At 49.3% G+C, this 20,884-nt stretch carries 20 protein-coding genes; 10 read left to right on the top strand and 10 right to left on the bottom strand.

Going from position 1 to position 20,884, the window contains the following annotated elements:
• Positions 1 to 17: 17 nt before the first annotated feature.
• A complete protein-coding gene (locus tag DQG23_RS31900; protein WP_113035088.1) occupies positions 18 to 578 on the top strand; it encodes a MepB family protein in 561 nt (186 codons plus the stop codon).
• 140 nt (positions 579 to 718) lie between these two features.
• Here the strand turns inward: DQG23_RS31900 and DQG23_RS31895 are convergent, their stop codons facing one another.
• From DQG23_RS31895 to DQG23_RS31880, 4 genes are all read right to left on the bottom strand, one after another.
• A complete protein-coding gene (locus DQG23_RS31895) occupies positions 719 to 2,323 on the bottom strand; it encodes a histidine kinase N-terminal 7TM domain-containing diguanylate cyclase (RefSeq protein ID WP_238178140.1) in 1,605 nt (534 codons plus the stop codon).
• A gap of 220 nt (positions 2,324 to 2,543) precedes the next feature.
• Positions 2,544 to 3,152, bottom strand: coding sequence for a transglutaminase-like domain-containing protein (locus tag DQG23_RS31890; RefSeq protein WP_113035087.1), 609 nt, complete (start codon positions 3,150 to 3,152; stop codon positions 2,544 to 2,546).
• 413 nt (positions 3,153 to 3,565) lie between these two features.
• Positions 3,566 to 3,679: a putative holin-like toxin gene (locus tag DQG23_RS31885; RefSeq protein ID WP_113035086.1), complete on the bottom strand. Its 114-nt coding sequence runs from the start codon at positions 3,677 to 3,679 to the stop codon at positions 3,566 to 3,568.
• Between the two features lie 84 nt (positions 3,680 to 3,763).
• Positions 3,764 to 4,519 carry a YheC/YheD family protein gene (locus tag DQG23_RS31880; protein ID WP_113035085.1) on the bottom strand — a complete coding sequence of 252 codons (756 nt, stop codon included), beginning with the start codon at positions 4,517 to 4,519 and terminating at the stop codon, positions 3,764 to 3,766.
• Between the two features lie 194 nt (positions 4,520 to 4,713).
• Here DQG23_RS31880 and DQG23_RS31875 point away from each other — a divergent pair, with 194 nt between their 5' ends.
• The 7 genes from DQG23_RS31875 to DQG23_RS31845 all read left to right on the top strand — a co-directional run bounded on the left by DQG23_RS31875 (position 4,714) and on the right by DQG23_RS31845 (position 11,454).
• Positions 4,714 to 5,589, top strand: coding sequence for an ABC transporter ATP-binding protein (locus DQG23_RS31875; protein ID WP_113035084.1), 876 nt, complete (start codon positions 4,714 to 4,716; stop codon positions 5,587 to 5,589).
• Positions 5,586 to 7,712 (top strand): ABC transporter permease, encoded by a 2,127-nt coding sequence (locus tag DQG23_RS31870; RefSeq protein WP_113035083.1) that lies wholly within the window; start codon positions 5,586 to 5,588, stop codon positions 7,710 to 7,712. Before DQG23_RS31875 ends, DQG23_RS31870 begins: the two co-directional genes overlap by 4 nt.
• Positions 7,709 to 8,386, top strand: coding sequence for a hypothetical protein (locus tag DQG23_RS31865; protein ID WP_113035082.1), 678 nt, complete (start codon positions 7,709 to 7,711; stop codon positions 8,384 to 8,386). The genes DQG23_RS31870 and DQG23_RS31865 overlap by 4 nt, the downstream gene beginning before the upstream one ends.
• 27 nt (positions 8,387 to 8,413) lie before the next feature.
• Positions 8,414 to 8,965, top strand: coding sequence for an RNA polymerase sigma factor (locus tag DQG23_RS31860; protein WP_113035081.1), 552 nt, complete (start codon positions 8,414 to 8,416; stop codon positions 8,963 to 8,965).
• Complete coding sequence (locus DQG23_RS31855) at positions 8,958 to 9,761, top strand: hypothetical protein (RefSeq protein WP_113035080.1); 804 nt, start codon at positions 8,958 to 8,960, stop codon at positions 9,759 to 9,761. The genes DQG23_RS31860 and DQG23_RS31855 overlap by 8 nt, the downstream gene beginning before the upstream one ends.
• Positions 9,758 to 10,468 carry an ATP-binding cassette domain-containing protein gene (locus DQG23_RS31850; RefSeq protein WP_113035079.1) on the top strand — a complete coding sequence of 237 codons (711 nt, stop codon included), beginning with the start codon at positions 9,758 to 9,760 and terminating at the stop codon, positions 10,466 to 10,468. Before DQG23_RS31855 ends, DQG23_RS31850 begins: the two co-directional genes overlap by 4 nt.
• Before the next feature lie 113 nt (positions 10,469 to 10,581).
• Entirely contained in the window at positions 10,582 to 11,454 is an 873-nt protein-coding gene (locus tag DQG23_RS31845; RefSeq protein ID WP_113035078.1) for an NADAR family protein, read from the top strand.
• A gap of 214 nt (positions 11,455 to 11,668) precedes the next feature.
• On the opposite strand, the gene DQG23_RS43205 is transcribed toward DQG23_RS31845, so the two are convergent.
• The gene (locus DQG23_RS43205) at positions 11,669 to 11,755 is read right to left on the bottom strand and encodes a putative holin-like toxin (protein ID WP_272949032.1); all 87 of its coding nucleotides are present in this window, start codon (positions 11,753 to 11,755) and stop codon (positions 11,669 to 11,671) included.
• A 99-nt stretch (positions 11,756 to 11,854) separates the two neighbouring features.
• Between DQG23_RS43205 and DQG23_RS31840 the strand changes: the two genes are divergently transcribed.
• Positions 11,855 to 12,136 (top strand): hypothetical protein, encoded by a 282-nt coding sequence (locus tag DQG23_RS31840; RefSeq protein WP_113035077.1) that lies wholly within the window; start codon positions 11,855 to 11,857, stop codon positions 12,134 to 12,136.
• 25 nt (positions 12,137 to 12,161) lie between these two features.
• Positions 12,162 to 13,157 carry a preprotein translocase subunit SecD gene (locus tag DQG23_RS31835; RefSeq protein ID WP_146762421.1) on the top strand — a complete coding sequence of 332 codons (996 nt, stop codon included), beginning with the start codon at positions 12,162 to 12,164 and terminating at the stop codon, positions 13,155 to 13,157.
• A gap of 28 nt (positions 13,158 to 13,185) precedes the next feature.
• Here the strand turns inward: DQG23_RS31835 and DQG23_RS31830 are convergent, their stop codons facing one another.
• The 5 genes from DQG23_RS31830 to DQG23_RS31810 form a co-directional block, all read right to left on the bottom strand.
• Positions 13,186 to 14,058 carry an AraC family transcriptional regulator gene (locus DQG23_RS31830; protein WP_113035075.1) on the bottom strand — a complete coding sequence of 291 codons (873 nt, stop codon included), beginning with the start codon at positions 14,056 to 14,058 and terminating at the stop codon, positions 13,186 to 13,188.
• Between the two features lie 314 nt (positions 14,059 to 14,372).
• Positions 14,373 to 16,706 carry a helix-turn-helix domain-containing protein gene (locus DQG23_RS31825; protein ID WP_113035074.1) on the bottom strand — a complete coding sequence of 778 codons (2,334 nt, stop codon included), beginning with the start codon at positions 16,704 to 16,706 and terminating at the stop codon, positions 14,373 to 14,375.
• 143 nt (positions 16,707 to 16,849) lie between these two features.
• Positions 16,850 to 18,478 (bottom strand): extracellular solute-binding protein, encoded by a 1,629-nt coding sequence (locus DQG23_RS31820; protein ID WP_113035073.1) that lies wholly within the window; start codon positions 18,476 to 18,478, stop codon positions 16,850 to 16,852.
• Positions 18,479 to 18,552: 74 nt separating this feature from the next.
• Positions 18,553 to 19,425 carry a carbohydrate ABC transporter permease gene (locus tag DQG23_RS31815; RefSeq protein ID WP_238178139.1) on the bottom strand — a complete coding sequence of 291 codons (873 nt, stop codon included), beginning with the start codon at positions 19,423 to 19,425 and terminating at the stop codon, positions 18,553 to 18,555.
• 28 nt (positions 19,426 to 19,453) lie between these two features.
• A complete protein-coding gene (locus DQG23_RS31810; protein WP_113035072.1) occupies positions 19,454 to 20,416 on the bottom strand; it encodes an ABC transporter permease in 963 nt (320 codons plus the stop codon).
• Positions 20,417 to 20,884: the final 468 nt, after the last annotated feature.

Below are 20,884 nucleotides of genomic sequence, written 5' to 3'. Positions count from 1 at the left end.
GCGGGGGATTGGAATAGATGGATGATCAAATAAGCCCGAGTCATCAAGACTGGCGTTCCTACGATCCCATACATAGCGACTTAATTGCCGCCAAGGATCTTGTTTATAACCCGTGCAGGTTTGATTGCTCCCGACCGCTCCCGGAAGCGCAAAATGCGGAATATGGGGCGTATGTGTTTAACTTGAACGCTCTCGCCATTAGGTTTCGTGTTGCAAAAATCACGCCGACAAAGATCGGGCAATTTGTGACGTTATGGGAGAGAGTGGGGGATGGACCGATCCAGCCTTATGACGTGTCGGATCCGGCCGATTTCTTCGTTATCAGTACACGCAATGGCAGCGATTTCGGCCAATTTATATTTCCAAAAGCAGTTTTATGCGAGCAGGATATAGTATCCAGTAAAGGGAAAGGCGGTAAAAGAGCAATACGCGTTTACCCGCCTTGGGACAAGCCTGCGAGCCGCCAGGCTCAAAAGACTCAGTCGTGGCAGCTGGAATATTTCCTGGATATACCTGTGAATGTACCAATAGACTATGTTCGCGCCCAAAGGCTTTATAGTCCCAAATCATTGGTGTAAACGGACGAAAAACGCCCGATAACGAAGCGAAGGGCCGCCATACGGCAGCCCTGTATTGGAAACGGCCGTTGTCCGGGGAGTGCCGGCGGCCAATTACGGATTTGTAAAACCGACGAATAGCGATGAAGCATCGATCCTGCTCAAGAGATCGATCGTTTTGCGAAGGCGGCCGAACCGACGACCTGGTTGCGGCCGTTCTTTTTCGCCTGATACAAGGCTTCGTCCACTAAGGTAAACAGCTGCGTAATGTACCCGTTTGGGTTGCTTTGCAGCCCTCCTTCGAACGTATCGACGGAAAGCAAGCCTATGCTCACGGTAATCGACAACCGATAAGCCCCGTTTTCGACCGCAGCTTGACCCGTTTCTATAGAGGCCTTTATTCGTTCGGCCAGAATAGCCGCTTCCGTTGGAGCGGTATCCGGCAAATAAATCATAAACTCTTCCCCGCCGAACCTCGCGATACTATCGGTTTGCCGGATGGTTCGCCGTATCGTATCCACCGTCCAGACGATCACTTCATCTCCTGCCAGATGGCCGAATTGGTCATTGATCCGCTTGAAAAAATCGATATCCAGCAGCAAAATGGCGAACGGGCGATGGCCCCTTACATGCAGCATGATGTCGCTTTCCAAATGCTGGGTCAAATAATGGCGGTTATAGCAGCCTGTCAGGCTATCGGTGACGGCCAAGCGCTCCAGGTCATTCACAAGCCGTCTTACTTCGGTTATGTCCTGCAGCGTTACGATGCGTCCTACCCTGACCTTGTTTAGAATGATCGGGGCCGTTTGCAGGCTGATATACCGTCTATCGGCCTCTTCGGCAATAATGTCAATACGGGCTGTACGCAGCGGCTCTTCCCGGTATGTTTGCAGAAACTGCTCTCTTTGCGGTTCGCCGCATGAAAATTTGAGAAAGGACTCGATCACAAACCGTTCTCCCAAGCGCAGATCGAGATAGGGCCGAAACGAGCGGTTGATTTCCATAACGCGTTCGTGCTCGTCCAATACCAGGATGCCGTCGGCAATCGTGTCGATCACATCTTGGTGCGCAATCGTAACGATGTCGAGCATTTTGTACCGGCGAATCGCAATGACAAAAAAGATGGCGGACACGAAGATGCCAAGCGACGTCAAACCGGGAACGATCATGGCCGATGAAAAGTAAATGACATTTATGAAAATATCAAATACAGCGGAAGCCAGTAAGACCACAATGCCTATGAGCACCAGCTTTATTTTCCGCTTCGTGCGCGGAGCTTGGGCGGATGCGAAGGTTTTTGCCAGTATAAACAGAGGCACCAGCAGATAACCGAGCAGCACCGGGATCACTATCCAAAACAAGGGCCCGTAATACCGATTAATGTAGGCGCCGTCAAACGGTTGAACGAACATGCCGCGGTAATTGACAAATACGCCTGCCGACGTCAGCAAAGCCGGGATGAAAAACAGGAACGCTTTTTTATTCCGAAGCAATGCCGTATGTCCGGTCAAAAAGAAAGTAAAAACGAGCCATCCGGCTCCAAGCAAAGACAAATCGACAAATGCAAGTTTGACATAAACCAGCTGTATCGCGGGATTTTCCGTTATTTTGATTGCAAACTGGAAAAGGGGCCACAGCATCATGAGAAAATGGAAATAAAAATAAGACTTATGCAAATTAGTAACGGTAACGGAAACGAACAGGTAAGCAAAAAGAACGAACAGGAGGAAAAACATATAGAGATCCAGCCAGATCGACAGCCCCATAAATGACACCTCTTGGTAAACTTCACATCATTATAACACGGAGAAGAATGAAGTGTATGCTATCCTGAATAATAGCGGCAGCTCATAGAGGGGATAGGGCGGAGGATCCAGGGGAAAGGCTGGGACTGAGACGCCCGCGATCGGCCAAACGCTCTGCTTTCCGTTGCGATCAGAGCCAACTCCTCAGTATCCCAGCGGCTGCGGTTTGCAAACGCGATACCTACAAACTGCTTGGCAAGCCATGCAGATACATAGCTATACAATCCTTATTTTGTTTTAATGCATTTGTCGTTTTTGGGTTCGGCAGCGTATAGATTTGCGGATAATCAACTTCGTCGTATTCTTCCTTTATCGAAAATGCCAATTTTTCATCGCCTAAAGAGAATTCCGCATTTACGCCGGCTTTATTTCCCCGTGCATCCAGGCGAACCCAGCGTTCTACGGAGCTCAGGTAAACGGCGTTCAAAGCATGGATGCAGTACCCCGTATCCGGTGTCGCGCCGATTGTGAGCCGCTGATAACAAAAACCGGTCGGAATCCGTTTGCTCCTTAATAGAGCGCACAGTAAATTAGACTTTGCATAACAAATGCCTTCTTTAAAATAAAGTACTTCCGAGGCCCTGCATGTTACCCGCGAGCTTTGGATATCCCATGAATGAGAGATTTCATCGCGAACAAATTCAAACGTTTTTTTCACAAAATCGTCTTCATTAGACGATGCGGAAAATAACTCGGACGCTTTTTCTTTAATGGAAGGGTGACTAAAATCAATTTCTTCCGTTTCCGCCAAATAATCTTCCAGAGACTTCGATTCGTCTATCAAAATCATCTTTTATCACCTTCCCTAACAGGCTTTCTGATTTACATAGCTCATCTTGCAAGCCTAACGGCAATACATAATAATACAGTATAAATATACATAATAGTACATGAATATTCTATCTTGTTTTTTCTAATCGGCGCTTTCATCACATATTTGGCGGTCAAAACTATTAATAGGGCTGATGTGTTGTAGGATAAATCAGTAAGGAAGTTGAATGTACGGTTAATTTATATTCGACATCCTGTAATTTTCGATCAACATCTTGATACGCACGTGGTATAATCAAGTCATAACGAGTATACAATGCAAAGAGAGCCGTGCTGGTAACACGACTCTCCGAGCAATAGCCGCTTTTAAGGGCGGTGGCTTCAATCAGGTACTACCCCAGAAATAGGTCGTTTCCCCGGTGAAAGGGCGGCCTATTTCTTTGTGTTGCGGTTAATTGCGACGAAGATGGCCACAACCAACGTCAGCAGCGCGATAAGCAGCGAACCGAAGCCGATCATGAGCGTCAAAGCGTCTTTAACCTCCACAGGCATCACCTCCCTTCCGGGAGACTAGCCGACCGCCCTTGCAAGCCTATTCTATTGCTTTCTGATTATAGCATAGCTGGGAGCCTATTTCTTCCTTCCATATTGCTTGGCATAGGATATAATGCGGCGATACATGCGTTTAGCCCCCATATGCTTCAGCGGGTAAAATTGAGGCCTCGTATTCACCTCAAGAATCCAGGCTCTGCCGCTGCTGTCCAAGGCTACGTCGAGGCCGAGTTCTCGAAAGCCTTGTTTATGGCGGTCGAACAGCCTTCCGACGGATTTTCCGAGACGCCTTAGCTCCGCTTCAATCCGGTCGATGTCGGCTTTGCCGAATCCCGCACCTGACAGCGTTTGCCGGAAATAACTTACCTCGCCGCCCTGGTTATAGTTTGTCGCGACCTTGCCCGGCACGCCGATTTTCGTGAAAAGCGCAGTACTCTCCCAGACACCCTTGTTCGTTTTTTGTACCATGACGCGAATGTCAAAAGGCCTTCCGTTCGTCGCGGCAAGCTTGATGCCTTTCTGCAGCAAGTAGGAGCGGGCCTTGGCGCGTTTGAGCAGCTGTCCGTAGAGAGCGTCGAATGTGGCGTACCGGGTTTTCACCGAGTTATGCTGGATTTGATAGCCGTTCTCCAGCTTCGTTATACGAAAAATATTGAAACCACCCGTCCCGCCGGTAGGCTTGAAATAAACCGTTGAATATTGCAAAAGCATGCTGCTGAGGCTGCTTCGGCTGAAAAGCAAGGTTTGAGGAATATATTTTCGCATATTTGGGCTTGTTAGCAGCCATTTCGTCTTCACCCATTTGCTCTGCATGGTGGCGCTCGGATAACTCATGCTGTCCATCTCCCCTCTATTACCCTAGCATATGAGCGGTTTTAGATGCTTGTTTATGCTCTTATCCAGCGTTTGGATTTGATAGAGAAAATAACTCGAGCTGTCGGCCGGCTTGAGTTTTTTTGTTTATATGTAACCATTTCATCCCGCTACTCGTGTTAAGGTGAGGAAATCGATCACGGGGAGAGAAACCTATGTGCATGGTCAAAATAGACGGATTAAACAAAGCGTATCGAAGCGTACCGGCGTTATCGGATATTCATCTGCAAATCGAGACGGGGTTATTCGGTCTGCTAGGGCCTAATGGCGCCGGCAAAACGACGCTGATGAAAATCCTTAGTACGATCCTTCCCTATGAAGAAGGGCAAGTGACGATTTATGATTTAGATTTGGCCAAGCAAGGAGACAAGGTTCGGGGATTGCTCGGCTATTTGCCGCAGCATTTTCATGCGCCTCCGCAATTTACGGGCAGAGAATTTTTGCACTATGCAGGATCGATGAAGGGGCTGACGAATCACCGCGAACGGTCCGAACAAGTGGAGCGGCTGCTGGACGAGGTCAACCTGCTGCCGCATGCCGACAAAAAAATCAAAAGCTTCTCGGGCGGCATGACGAGACGGCTCGGGATCGCGCAAGCGCTGCTCGGAAAGCCCAAATTCATCATGCTGGACGAGCCGACTGCGGGACTCGATCCGTCCGAGCGCATTCGCTTCCGCAATGTGATCGAAAAGCTGAGCAAAGACCATACCATCATCTTATCCACCCACATCATCAGCGATATCGAATCCAGCTGCGAGAAAGCGGCAGTCCTCAATAAAGGGCAAGTGTTATACCAAGGCACAACCGCCGGTCTGGCGCAAAAAGCAGCAGGCTGCATTTGGGAGCTTCAGGTGCCGTACGCCAACTATGACAAGGCGGAAAAAGAATATGCGATCATTTCCAGCCGAAGGGAAATGAACCATGCCGTCTTCCGGGTGATAGCGAAAGAACCCCCGCATGTCCATGCCACGGCCGTGCAGCCGACGATTGAAGACGGATATATGGCGGTCATCAATGGGGTGACGGCATGAGCATGATCAAACTCGTTTATCGCAATGAAATGCGTTTGTTATGCAGGAACCCTTATTTGGCGCTCCCTTTGGCCATCCAGTTGATTTGCTGGGGATACGTTATTTGCATGTACGAGAGCGAACCGGTTCATTATGAGGAAATCGCCGCCGTTTTCTACGGAAACTTTCAATGGATCTTGATGGTGAACCTGCTAGTAGTGGGCTTATTCGCCGTCTATATGGCGGGGAAGGATCGCGAAAGCGAATTCGAATATTTGGCAGTCACCTACAAGGTGAAAAATACGGCATGGATCGCCGGGAAATGGCTGGCCGCTCAGACATACGGTTTTGGCCTCACGGCTATGACGCTGCTGGTTCAGGGGATCTGGTTTCTAAGCGGCAGTATGGGAGCGGAGGAGCGGCTCCAAAACCTGATGTATGTTTTCGTGCAAGTGGAGGGAGCTTACTTCCTGCTCGTATCGATCGGCTTTCTGTTCGGTATTTGGATGAAAAATACGCTTTCCTACATCTGCATTCCGGCCTTGCTGGGAGCCGTCTTCTTGCTTCAAGCTAACAGCTACGGCTTTGCTTACGTCAATCCGAGGCTGAATCTGGCGACACCGTACGATTCCATGTATATCGCTACTCCTTATCAAAGCATCTGGGGGATCAACGGCGTTTTCGACGGCGCAATGCTCCACCAACTGGCCGTATTTTTGTTAGGTGTTATTGTCATACTCGCTGCGCTGCTGCTGTTTCACCCTCACCGCAGGCTAAAAATCGAGAAGCGCATATCGATGACATTGGCGGTCATTCTAGTGATACCCGCGGTCGTGATTAGCGGAATCCGGTATTCGCAATATGACAGCGCGCTTGAGCAATATATCGAAACGGGCGAGCAATACTTGTTTGCAAGCCGGGAGGAAGAGTTCGCGTTCTTGCGCACAAGCACTCAAGGGGAGCGTCCGAACTATCCTTTTGCAATAGACCGTACGGATTTAAACGTGTTGTTTCCGTCCGACAACCGGATTGAGGCCGACAGCCGGTTATCGATCGCGTATAACGGGGATGTGCCGGTTAACGATGTTTCGCTTACTTTGCATCACCGGTTAGCCGTAACGGAATGCTCGGGCAGCGTGGAAATGACTTGTTCCCGGGAAAAGGACTTCATCCGAATCCGTTTCCCTAACGGCATTCAACCGAATGAACGGTTCGATTTGAACCTGAATTACGAGGGGGATATGAAGCAGTATCGTTCCGACGGCTTGCTGGCGCATTCTTTTATCGAATCCGGCCGGGTTTACCTCCCCAAAGAGGCCAGCTGGTATCCGTTAATCGGCGAACGTGCATTAGCCGGAAGTGTGCGCGGAATGGATCCTACCTATGTACAATTCGAACTCAAAAACGGCGGACTGGTTGAAGACAGCCCGACTGCATTTACCGTTACGATCAAGGGTCAAGAAGACGGCGTCCCGATGGCTCTTACGATACCGCGCGAACCGGACGGCTCCTACAAAGGAACGTCCCGGTACGGCTTGTCGCTCGTCGGAGGAAATTTGCAGGAAGTAACGGTCGATCAGACTCGAGTGGTAGGGCATCCCGAGGTTTTGGTCGGCGCAAGGAAAACAACCGAAATGTATCTCAAGTATTGGGACTATATCGAGGAGTGGCTGGGCGTTGGCATGGCGCCGAAGGTCATTTATATTTTGGGCAGCGATCACAGCAAAATGGCGCAATTTACGCCCAGCCTGGAGTTTGCCGCTTGGGACTTTTATGACATCAAATATGCGGATCCCTCAGTGATGGTTTATGCTTTAGCAACCGATCTTATCCACGATAACCCTTCATTAGGCGAAGATGTGCATATTCTTCAGAGCGCAATAACATGGGGACTGATGAAGCATTTTCAGTTGGACAAGGGCTTCGATCGATTCGGCGACTGGTATGCGCATGATTGGCGGTCACAATTGCCTGCTGAAGCGGCTAATCGGATAGAGATGCTAAATCGGTTTGAGGAAAACAGCGGAGAGCAATTCCTTAAAGCTGTTAACTATGTGTTCTCCCAATACGATGGGCTTAAAGATAAGGCTGAATTTAACCTGGAGACTGCTTTGAAAAGCTATGAAGGAGAAGCAAAGCGATGAACGGGTTCGCGATTAGACTGAGACTTTGGCTGAAGCTTTGGTTTAGGTCGTTTCCTGCCGTGATCCTGATGGTGCTGTTCCCAGTGGCGGCGTATGTATCCTGCATCTGGCTATCGTACAGAATCGATTCCTTAACCGGTATGTTCTATGAAAAAGCAGCGGTGCTGTTGTATGTGTTTATTTTGCAGTGGTGTTTCTCCATCGATTTCGATTCGAAATTTATCGGACAGCTGATCACGTACCCGATTGCCAGGTGGAAGCTCATTGCGGAAAGAGCACTGCTGTCGTTGATACTTTTTGCCGGTTTATTGTGCTTGGTGACGATCGGGTTGACGCCGATTGCCGGCGGTTTGGTATGGAAGAGTCTATTGTTTACTATTCCGGTGTATATAGGGATCGGCGGAGCCGTAGTGCTTGCCGTCGTAGTTGGAAAACATTCTCTCGGCGGATTATTTGCGGGATTGGTTTTATGGATACTATCATTAAATGGCGGCGCGTTATTGCAGCATGCCAGCCCAGCTTTGTTGGAGCTGCAGATCGTTTATGCGTACTTGAACGGAAGCCTGCTTGCCGGAACCGAGCCTTGGATCCTTTATAACCGGCTATTTTATATCGGTCTGGGGTTGCTTTCGACGGTGCTAGCCATTGTGTATGTTAACCGGAAGACAGATTGAGTATGGCGGAGAAATGGGGTTGCTGAAATGCAAGATGAAGACTACATGAGACAGCTGTCGTTCGGCAATGACTCGGCTCTGGATACGCTCGTTTTCCGGTATCATAAGCTTTTGTACGGTTATGCCTATCGATTGCTGCAGGACGAGAAGCTGGCGGAAGACATCGTTCAAGAAACTTTTCTTAAAATCTATCAGCAGGGCAAAAAAGGTTACGTTCCCGACCAGTTCAAGCCATGGATGTACAAAATAGCTACGAACAGTTGCAAAGATTATTGGAGGAAAGCCTCCACGCAGCGGGAGCATGTTACGGATAAAGGCGAAGAGCGGATGGCGGAAGTCCATTCGATTATCGACCGCCAGGTTGAACGGAAGTGGATGATCGAATCGTTGAATCAATTATCGTTCGAATACCGGTCCGTCCTTTATTTGCGGTTTTATCAGGATTTGAAATATGCCGAGATCGCGCTGACCCTGGACATTCCGGTTAACACCGTTAAAGGCCGCATGGCACGCGGGCTGAAGTACTTGGAAGGCATACTGATAGAAGACGATCGTAAAGGGGCGGGGGCAAATGAGTGAGGATCAAGAGCTGTCGCGTTTAGAAAAACAATGGAAAAACCGGTTCGAACGTTATACGTCCCCCGAACCGACGACGGAGCAGACGTTTCGGCTGCTTGCGAGGATCAAAGAGACGGAGGAAACGAAGCCGGCCGATTTACGCGCTGAGCTGGAGGCGGCCCAATCGGCGCAATCCGACGCTTCGAAGCTGGCCGGTTTGTTTTTGGCGCAGTGGAATTTTTACGGGTTGAGAAGCTGGCTGCTGACGGGAATCGTCATGCTGCTCTTATCCGTAATGATTAACGCGGGTACGGGAAATGAGATGAGCGGTCTTTTGGCGTGGATGAAAGGCGGCTCGCTCGTCATGATCGCCGTGATGGGTTATGCATTCCGCTCGAGAAACAAAGGGAACGACATCGTAGAAGTGCTAAGCTATTACTCCTTGACTCATCAAATGTTCGCCCGTTTTATCATCGTTATGGCTTTGCAGGTTGCGATTACGCTGCCTTTGAGTTTCTTGATTCTAGGGGGAGAAAGCTCGTTTTCGTATGTGCTGGGCTCCTTTATGCCTATTTTCTTCTTCGGGACAATCGGGTTTACATGCGCCATGTGGCTCGGACATAGGGCGGGCGTTATGGTCACGCTGTTCGTTTGGCTTAGTCAAATGCTGCTTGACCGGGGCGGCAAAACGCTCTCCATGTTTCAGTTGCCTTGGAATGAACATGTTATAGGGATGACTGTCGGCATGGCAGGGCTTGCCGGTTTGCTGTTATGCAGCGTGCTTTTGAAGAATAACCTAAAGAGGGATCTCCAATGAGCGTAAGGATCGTTTTGAACAACGTGGAGTATTTGAAAGGAAACATAAGCGATGCGACTTGTACGTTCACAACGGGAATTACGTATGTCATCGGAAAAAACGGAGCGGGCAAAAGCTCGCTCTTAAAGCTCATCGCCACTGCGATATCGCCGGATCAAGGTGAAATTGAATATACGAGGCTGGTCAAAGACGAACGAACGGGTCTGTACCGCAAGCAGCTAAGCGTCGAGGAAGTCAGATCGATGATCGGCTTTATGCCTCAGCATTTTACCGGCCATTCGGATATGACGATAGAAAGATACTTAACTTACATGGCTTTTCATAAAGGCATTCCTCGCAGCCTGGTAAAATCGACAATCGAGAAGTGGGTCAAGGAAAGCGGCTTGTATGAGCTTAGAGCGAGAAAACTGCGGACGCTCTCCGGAGGACAATTGCAGAAAATAGGCTTGATCCAAGCGCTCATCAACCAGCCCCGGATTTGCATACTGGATGAACCGTTTGAAGGGCTGGACAACCAAGAGAAGTTATTTTTCAAAAGCGCGATCAACAGACTGGCATTTCATAGCGTGATTATTATGAGTACGCATCTGCTGGAAGAAATGGAGCAGTCGGCAACCAACAGCTTGTTGTACCTGGAAGACGGGACGACTCGTTTTTATGGCGGGGCGGATGAGGCCGGGAAGGTTGTGGGTCGGTTTGAGGAGTGATTCTGAATCGGGAACCGTGCAGCCGTAAGAGACATTTCGCTATTGATGGCGTATGTTTATAGTAGAATATCAAGATGAGGGAAAACAATTTTGGGATTTGGGGGAACACTTGAATGGCATATGATATCGGGAATCCGATGGCGCCTCTGTGGCTGATGTACCCGCACATAAGTAGATACAGCATCGGCTGGCGAATGGGGTATGGCGAGCATTATGTCATGCATTTCGGAAAATGGTTTTCCGCTCTAACCGTCGAGGAGCGAAATACGTTTCGTCAACGATTTCCCGCCCCGAAAGGCTGGCTTGGCTGGTACGAAGAAGAGTATGCCGATGAAGATCTTTATGACGAAGATGGCGATCTTCTTTGGCATGCGGATGGAAAGCCTGCTTATTCTTTAGAAGGGGTACAGGAGAATTTCCGGAAAGGCAAAAAAGCTAAGTATCTTTATTTCTGGGGGCATCAGCCAAGCGGAGACGACTCTATTACAAAAACTTGCATGAGCCAGTGGTGGAAAGCGGATTTTGACGATGAGATGTATACTTACTGCTGCATGGAGCAATACATGATGGCGGAGAAGGCCCGGCTTTTTGATGACGAAGAGATGCTGGAGAAGATATTGAAGAGCGATAATCCGAAAGAAATCAAGGAGCTGGGCAGGAAAGTACGCGGCTTTGATGGGGACAAATGGGCGGGGAAACGATACTCCGTCGTGCTGAAAGGCAATTTTGCCAAGTTTCTGCAGAATGAGGAGCTCATGCAATTTCTGCTGCAGACAGATGACAAAATACTAGTGGAACCCAGTCCGTACGATAAAATATGGGGAATTTGCATGTCCGCGGATGACGAGAAAATCGATAATCCATTGGAATGGAGAGGTCAAAATTTGTTAGGTTTCGCTCTAATGGAAGTTCGGGACGAGCTCAATCGCATATGTCAAAACTACGGTATGCTCAAGCTGCAAGAGCTGCATCGGGAGTTTGGCTGATTGGAGGAGCTGTCTCTGGGAAAGCTGCAGCTTTTTCAATGATTTAATTAAAGTCAAAACAATTGCAGGTATGAATCACTCATGTTATGCTTATAAATAAGAACAGAACCGGGGGCCTAATCCCGGTTCCTGCACAACTTACTTGGGCGGGGAAACCCTCCTGGGTGGAAAATCGGAGAAGTAACCCACCGTTAGGCCGTTCAACCTGGGTGGGTTACTTTCGTTTATCGATGTATGTCAGCAGCGCCACAAGGAAAGTCCCGAACGCTAGGAAAGACATGATCGTTTGGAAAGTATCCATAGGCCACACCTCCTTTCCGGAGGGGGCCAACACCACAAGTTGGGTTGTAAAATCCATATTATACCATGAACACTCTCGTAATCGGGGAGTGTTTTTTTGTTGTCAGTAAGTTTTCCCGGTAAAGTGCTCCAAGCTATGAAAACTTGGCTCTACATTTACAAAAGGGAAACTCCGTTTGAAATAGTAGCTGTTCATGTTTTGTTCAGCAGAAAAGGCGTGATCGCTCAAATTCAACAGTGTGTCGTGACAAAAACAGATTTTGTTGAGATTTATGATAAAGTAAATAAGGATGGGGTAAGTGAAAGTGAATGGATTGAAAGAATGAGTGAAATGTGGATTGAGAAGAACAATTATAAGCAATGGTGGGCAGACCCTGAATAGAATGAACCAAAGGATGTGATTCATTTTGTGTCGTAAAAAAGTCAGCGGGAAGTATGGCGGCACCACTGAAGGGATTTACTTGTTTGAAGATGGGAAGTTTTTGCTGTATGGCTATGCGACAATGATATTTGGAAGCTATGAATTTGAAAAGGATCGGCTCAGGTGTTACCCTGACAAACCGGATCATACTTTCGTTATATACGGGCGCAAAAACAAAAACATAACCAATGGAATAATAGTAAACTTTAAAGGCTTTGAGCGCGGGACTACATTCATTCAGTTTGATAACGGAAGCACAAAGCGCGTGTTTAACGAAAACGCGAATTGCTTTTCCACGCCGTATGTGTGGGATACTTCCCATGTACCGAAGCGGATAACGCTTACTCATATCTTTGATGAATACTGGTATCGGCAGCCGTACAATACCGAATCCTATATTCCGGATAAGGACTATAACGATTTTATTATGTTTTACAATAAACCCGACTACTACCGGGAACCTTTTGACGTAAGGATAACTACCGAAGGAGATATTGCAGCGCTTAGGACGACACTCACAGCTACAGTATATGAAATGCAGCGGGATGATGAGGATGGCCGAAATGAATGGCAGGATGCGGAGCAGCTAAAAAACGACTACTTCAGAGCACAAGAAAAGGGGCATGTATTATTCGCCAATAATCATTATAAGTTGTTTTTCGAATTGGATGCCGCGGAATATGTGTATGACCAGGCATCCGACCAGTATATCAGCAGGCATGCTTATGATGAAAAGATTAATTACAATCATGATGACAATGATGATTACAATTCGGATATTGCGTTGAAAAAATATATGCAGGTTAAGCCCGCTGCATTGGAGAATAGGGATATGAAATCCGAGGATGTTGATGCACATCCTGTTTTTTATACGACCTGCAATGAGCCGGAAAAGTCATATAAGTACAAAGGGTTCAAAGAAAAAAAAGAAACGGCACAGGATCCGCCGCCAATCACCATGCCCGCCCCGTCATTAGATTGATAATCAAACAGTCCAATGGCGAAACATCTTAGTTAAACCGCTCGATCATCATTTTCCTGTAATGGCCGGGGCTTGCGCCGTACAGCGATTTGAAAAAGCGGTTAAATGGAAACGGCTGTTCATAGCCGACCCGATTTGCGATTTCGTGGATCGTCAAATCGGAAGTAGCCAGCAACGATTGCGCTTTCTTATATCGCTGCGATTGAATATATTGCAACGGCGAAACGCCGAACGCCTCTTGGAACTCTTTATGGAAATGCGATGTAGAGATGAACATCAGGCCGGCTAACTGGGGTATGGTTATTTTCTCATTCAGATGGCTTTCGATATAATCGAGTACCGGCTGGAAACGCTGAAGTTTACTGATTTTCTCAATGCCCCCGGATTTGTAACGAGAAAATGACATGACCAGCTCCAGCACGACGTACATAAGCTGCTTCACAAGGCTGGCTGTGCGTAGAAGCTCGCCGGGATCAGACCGCTCAGCATGAACGACCTCGTTAATTTGCGTTTGCAGCCTCCTTACCTCGTTTCCAACGGATACAGGGGATACAAAAGGAACATCGAGCAGTTCGAGCAGGGGAAAATGTTCAAATACAGTGAAATTGAAATTAAGCCAGTGCGAGACGATGTCGCGGTCGATCAGTTGCAACGTGTAAGGCTGATTGGCCGGTATATACAGCGCTTGCCCCGGATTCACGATAAACGTTTCATGCGCCAGCGTAATTTGTAAAGGCCCTTCGGTAATTTGAGTCAGCAATGCCCACGGCTGGACGCGAATGGAAGTGTAGTAGCTTTTGCCGCGATACGTACCTAGCGTGGAAGTCCCACATTCGAATTCGGACAGCCTCAGTGTCGTGAGCAAATGAACGAGGCGGAAAGCATCTGGCGAAACTTGCATACAAGTCCCTTCCTTTACCGATATTCACCTGATACCGCTTCGAAAAGAGGCTGTACTACGCGGTGTCATGCTACCATTATAGGGGGTATGGGGTCGCAGTCAATACGAATCTTGCAGGCGTTTCGAAAGATTTGGCGGCATTTTGCTGGACGAAATCCAATAGAAGAGGGGCTGCTCACCCGAACAAAGCGATTCTATTGGACAAAATCCAATGATCGCACATCCGTACTCGACAGAGGGCAAGGCGACGGCAACTACACCGTGACCATCAATAAAAGAGCCGTCCGGCACATTGCCGGACGGCTTATCTGGATTTACTCTGAACCGGATAACGTATGGTTATATTTGTACGTTTTGGGCGTGACGCCGAAGGTTTGCTTGAACTTCTTGATTAAATAGGTGGCGCTGTTGTAACCGATCTGCTCGGCTATTTGTTCCAACGTCATCGCGGTAGTCAAGATGAGCTCGGCGGCTTTCTCCATCCGCAGCTTGGTTACGTAATCGACAAAGTTGATTCCGCTCTCTTCCTTGAACAACTGGCTGACGTAGCTCGCGTTCAGATGGACCTGCTCTGCCACCGCATTCAGGCTAAGATCGCGATCCAGATGCTGCTGGATATACGTCTTCACGCGCTCTACAATCTCGGCCGAGCGGTTTAAGCTGCGGTCGTCCATGTAGGCGAACGTGAGCCGCACGACTTGAGCAAGCCATTCCTGGAACTCGTCGATGTTGCCGATATTCTGGAACTGCCGGATCTTCTCTTCGCTTAGAATGTCTTCCGACTTCAGATGCGCGCCTTTGACGAACGCATGATAGACAGCTACGAAGCTCTTCCAATAGACATGGCTTTGCTCCGCCGGATACATCCCTGTCTTCAGCTCCTGAACCGCCTCCTGAATAACCGCAAGCGCCCCTGAGTAATCCCGTTCCTTCAACGTTTCTTCGAATCGCCGGTTCAAGGTATCGGGGAAGGGCCCTGTATTCCACTCCTTCTCTCGGAATACAGCGTCCGGAAACCAGCTCAATTCCGGGTGAAAATAGCTGAACGACATGTAGTCCTGCGCTTCTCTGTACGAATGCCGCAAGTGTAAGGGCTCCCCCGTCCAGCTTCCTGACGCCGCGTTCGGCTCCATCAGAAAGTGTTGCGACGCATAGGCGCGCACCTGCCGGATCGCCGCATGGAGATCGGCGTCGTCTGGGCTGTGAGCGTTAGCGATGACCGAGATGCTCGTCTCCGAGGAGGAGACGGCCAGACATTTCAAGCCGTCCAGTTCTATCGTTTCCAGCTCACGGATCAGGTTGTAAATGATAATTTGCTTGTTCTCCATCTGCAGCGCATCGAATCGCCGTTCATCGAATTGAATTAATAACGCACAATAGAACGGCCCGCCCATGTTGATCTGCAAATAGTTCAGCTGTTCCTCCCATTCCTCCCGAGTTCCATTTGCCCGAAGCAGCCAATCCGATACAAAATGATGCTTGATGACAGGGCGGTTTTCCTCCACCGTTGTTTCGAGCTCCGTCATTTTGACCGACAAGCTGCGAATGGTTTCATTAATCAACGTATACTCGTTCAACGTCTTGCCTGTCGGCGTATGGACCGCGGGTCCGAACGATTGGCGCAACGATTGCAGCAGTGCTTTCAGCGGGTTGTACAGGTTCACGGTAAACAAGTTGGCGAGCGCAAGGCCTACCGCGACGGCTATCAGACAAATGATGATCAGGGTACGCTGAATCGAAGACGATTTCTTATAAAACTGCTCCACCGACGTAATTTTGACCAACTTCCAACCGGTCGTAAACAAGGTCGTATGCGAGACAAATGAACGGGCACCGTCTTCCTCGTCGATAAAGCTATCCATAGTATCGCCGGATCGGAACATACTCTCCAATGTCGCCGGACTTACGCTCTCCCTGAGAGAATGGCTGTTATCCGAGGAAATGACCTCTCCCTGACGATCGATGATGAATAACTGTCCTCGGTCCGCTGAGCTCTTGGAGCGAATGACGCTGTTAAGGGCGCTTTCCTTCATGTTCACCGCGATATAGCCCTGCGCGCGTTCTGCAGTGACGGCAAACGGATACGTTCGGACATAGGTGAACAGCTTCGCGCCTCCTGTGTTTCCACCAAGGTCTGCGGCGACCAGACGAGTCCCGATCCACATTCCGGTTGATTTCGACTGATCCATTTGCCTGATCCAGTTCGTATCCACAATAATTTTTTCGGTCGAATCGTTCAAATACGTAATCCCTTGCTGGGAGGATAATACAATTTGGTTTTTCTGGTAATATACCGATATGGACTCCAACAAGTCGGGATACAGTCGAACCGCATTGTTCAGGCTGCGCTGGGCATCGAGGATTTTGGCTGTGTTGCCCTCTATCGGATTATCGAACAAGAACGCGAGATCGGGGTTCATCGCCAGATCGACGTACACTTTCTCCGCCTTCTGCAGGATGTTGGTGTCGATCATCTCGCTCGTATGGCTCAGCATGTCGGCATGAATATTCTCAATCTCTTCATTAAAATTGGAGGTGAAATAAATCGAAGAAGTTGTTCCAACGATCAAGGTCGTTAGCACAATCAATACGGTGAAGGATAGAAACAACTTGTAAGGAACCGTCCGAAAGCGATTCAGCAGTTTCAATGTGCTCCACCTTCCTCATAGACATAGAATATAGGCTATCATGCTGTTAGTAACCTAAATAGTACGCCAAACGTATCCGGCTGTAAAGCACTCGTAACGGAGCACCCCTGACCGGCTTGGTCAGGGGTGCTCCCTAGCGGATTTTATTTTACTTGCGCATACCAGTCGTTCGCTTCTTTGGTCAGCTGATCGCCGCCGCTCGACTTCCATTTGGCCACGAATTCATCAAATGCATCAATCGGCTTGTCCCCAGTAATGATGGAAATGTAGTATTGCTCGCGCATCTTGTTCAGCTCGGCCAAATACTTGCCTTCCGAAGCCAGCGGTGCTAACAGTTTGTTGACCATGCCGCCTTTGGAGAAGCCATGTTCCTCCGCCCACTTGGAAGCGATTCCAACTCGCTTCTGCGTATATTCAGGCAGCTCCAGCGACTCTATGACGCTATTCGCGCCCATCTTCTCCAAGTCTTGCGTCTGCAGGTTGTTTTTCAGCGCAGGGATTTGATTTTTGTCGAAATCCCAATGCTTGCCCTGGATGCCGTACATGGCCGTTACATAGTTCTCATAGGATGTCGCGCTGATCGCTTCGATGACTTGCAAAATTTTCGCCAGCTTGTCCGGTTCCTTCTCCAGTTGCTTGCCAAAGGAAATGAATACGCCGCTCAACATGCTATTTTGCGGTACGCCCATCTTGCCGTTCGGGCCTTTGGGAGGCATGCCGTGCAGGAGCGAGTCGGCCGCTTGCGGATTAACCTTCTTCACTTCTAAATAATCGTGGGAGGCGCCGTCCCCTTCGAACAACACCGGCTTCCAGTGGTAGTACACACCCAGGGAGCTCAAGCCGATCCGCCCGTTGATGAAGGCGTGGGAAAGCGCCCAATAGCCGCCTTTATTTTCTCCGGTGACGAACTCCGGATCAATGACACCGTCTTTATACCATTTGCTCAGCAGCTTCAGCGCTTCCTTCATTTCCGGCTGAATGCCGCCATAGACGAGCTTGCCATCCTTCTCCGCCCAAACCTCCGGCAGATAGCCGTATGCTCCATATACGAGGGGCAGAGCGGTGGTGGAAAGTCCATAGGTGTCATTTTTTCCGTTTTTGTCCGGGTCTTCCTTCGTTAGTTTATAGACCGCCTTCTCAAACTCGTCCAGCGTTTCCGGCGCTTTGTCGATGCCGACGTTTTTCAGCCAATCCCCTCTCCAGACGATCGGCGACCGGAAGGTGCTGTAGAAGCTCAGCCGCGGAATGCCGTATATTTTGCCGTTTACTTTGGCGTAGTTGAACGCGTTCGGGAAGCTTTTTTCGGTCATGGCGTAGACGTTAGGCGCGTATTTCTTCAACATATCGAGCGGAATTTCGGCCAAAATATCCTGACTTGCGTATTTCTGCAGGTTGGAGAACCCGCTGAGGAGCATCCGGTCTGGAATTTCGCCGGAAGCGAACTTCAGCCCAAGCAGATCGGCGTATTTCGTCGATTCGATGTTCCAGACATCCAGATCGATCTTTAGCTTCTCTTCCCAATACTTGATCATTTCGGCGTTCGCGTCGACCGGTTGTGATTGGCCTGTGACCCATGATATTTTGTATGTTTTATCTGCTTTTGGCGCCGCCGGATCGGCGTTCTTATCTCCTTCCGCCGCTTTAGGCGCTTCTCCGCTAGGAGATGGGGAGTTAGTGTTGGTGCTGCTTTGGCTGCATCCGGCCAGGAGCACAAGCATCAGGCTGATGGCGGTTGCGGTAAGCTTTGTCGTCTTAGTCGTTCTGTTTGTCATTGGTGTGACCCTCCTCAATAAATTTATAGCATCAAATTCGCAAGCTGGATACTCGCAAATGTTGTGCACTGCATCTAACCCTTCAAAGACCCGACAAGAACGCCTTTGACAAAATATTTTTGCAGGAACGGGTAGAACAGAATGATTGGGATGACCGAGACCATGACGGTAGCGGCTTTGATCGTGTCCGGATTGACTACCTGGTTCGGATCGTCGCTCAGCTTATTCACGTCCAGCATATCCTGCGTTCCTTCCAGCACGATGCGTCTCATGACCACTTGAAGGACGTGCTTATGAGAGTCGGTCATGTAGATCATACTGTCGAACCAGGCGTTCCAATGGCCTACCGCGCTCCAGAGGATAAGCGTAGCGATAATCGGCATCGAGATCGGGATGATGATGCGGAACAGAATGACAATTTCATTCGCCCCGTCAATCTTCGCGGATTCCTCCAGCGTCTCCGGCAGCGACATGAAGTAGTTGCGGGCTATGATCATGGAGAATGTGCTGATCAAGCCGGGCAACACGAGCGCCCACGTCGTGTTCATCAGGCCGAGCCCTTTCACCAGCAAGTAGTTCGGGATCAGACCGCCGCTGAAAAACATCGTGAACACGATCAGGGAGGTCCAAAATGTCCGGTGCGGAAAATATCGCTTCGCCAGCGGATACGCCGTGAAGATCGTGAAGAGAACCGACAGGGCTGTCCCTAATACTGTTCGGATCAAGGTGTTCGTGAAGCCGCTCATCATGAAATCGTTCGACAGTACCTTTTTGTAATTGGCCCACGTCATTTCCGGCGGGATCAAATGAAACGTATCCATTCTCACGCTGCCTGTACTGAACGATACCGACAGCATGTGAAGAAACGGGTAAATCGTAGCGATACACAATACAATCATGAACAAGCTGTTCACCCAGTCAAACCAGGTCATTCGCTTCGCAAGCAATGGGGTGTTCTCCTTTCGATGCGCTTGCTTACCACAAGCCGTAGTCGTTGATTTTCTTGGCGATATAGTTGGCCGCGAGAATGAGCGCGAACGCGATGAGGTTGCGGAACAAACCGACGGCGGTGGCAAAGCTGTATTCCATATTGACCAAACCCATGCGGTACGTATAGGTGCCGAGCACGTCGCCGACTCCTAGCACGGCCGGATTGAGCAAATTGTACACCTGGTCGAAGTCGTCGCTAATGAGCCGCCCTACGGCGAAGATTAGCATAATCGTGATAACCGGCGTCATTGCAGGCAGCGTCACGCTCCATACGCGCTGGAACCGTCCGGCTCCGTCCACCGTCGCCGCTTCGTACAATTCCGGGTTGACCCCCGCGATGGCGGCGAGGTACACGATCGTGCTCCAGCCAAGCTCCTTCCATATATCCGAGGCGACGAGCACGGTACGGAACCATTCGGGATTGCCGAGAAAGTAGATCGGCTTCATGCCAAGCGCCTGCAGGACAAGATTGACCGGACCCGACGATGGCGAGAGGAACGCAATAGCCATCCCAGCCAGCACGACCCATGAGAGAAAATGCGGGAAGTAGCTAACCGTCTGCACGAATCTCTTGAAATACGCCTGTCGAATCTCGTTCAGCAGTAGTGCGAACACAATTGGAATCGGGAACCCGAAGACGAATTTGTAGGAGCTGATGAGCAGTGTGTTTCGGAATACCTGCCAGAAGCTCGGAACCGCAAACAAGTCTCGGAAATGCTCCAGTCCGATCCAGGGGCTTCCCCAGATGCCCAGACTGAACTTGTACGACTTGAATGCGATGATGACCCCATAAATCGGAATATAGTGGAACACGACGTAATACACGATGGCCGGCAAAAACAGCAGCGTTAAATATTTGTACTTCCAGTACGCGTGGAATGAACTTGTAAATCTTTGAACCGTTGCCCGTTGCGTACGAACGGCGGGGGAGTGAGTCTCGTTCGTCATCATTCTGCTCCTTTTACGTTTGCTTACTGCCACCATATCGGGCGGAGGGGGCTTCACTCAATAGCACTTTTTTTGAAACATCGAACTATCTGCAAATCGGGCATGAATCATTCTTTGAAGCGTTAAACTTTCTGAAGATTGGACGAAAAAAAGAGCGTGGGCGGCCAAATGGCCATTGCAGGAGGACAACACACAGGCGTAGACGAGCATGAGCGGAATTCACGAAACAAAGCAAAGTCAACCCCGACATTGGGGTTGACTTTGCTTTGTTGTACGCCTAGCATGGGCGTCATCTTTAGGTAACAATGCTAGCGGCCCCAATACGATACTTGCTCCGAAGAGACGGGCAGCTAATTTCTCAAGAGGAGGCTGGGTTCCGTTTGAATACGAATTTACTCTGCCTGCGGGAGTCATACAAGTGCGGTTTACGGTTATACTGGACCCAACCTTCAAGCCAGGGGAGATCAT

The organism is Paenibacillus contaminans, assembly GCF_003285015.1.
Classification (GTDB): Bacteria; Bacillota; Bacilli; order Paenibacillales; family NBRC-103111; genus Paenibacillus_V; species Paenibacillus_V contaminans.
Note: the sequence above shows the minus strand (reverse complement) of the source record. Positions and strands in the feature narration are given on the sequence as shown.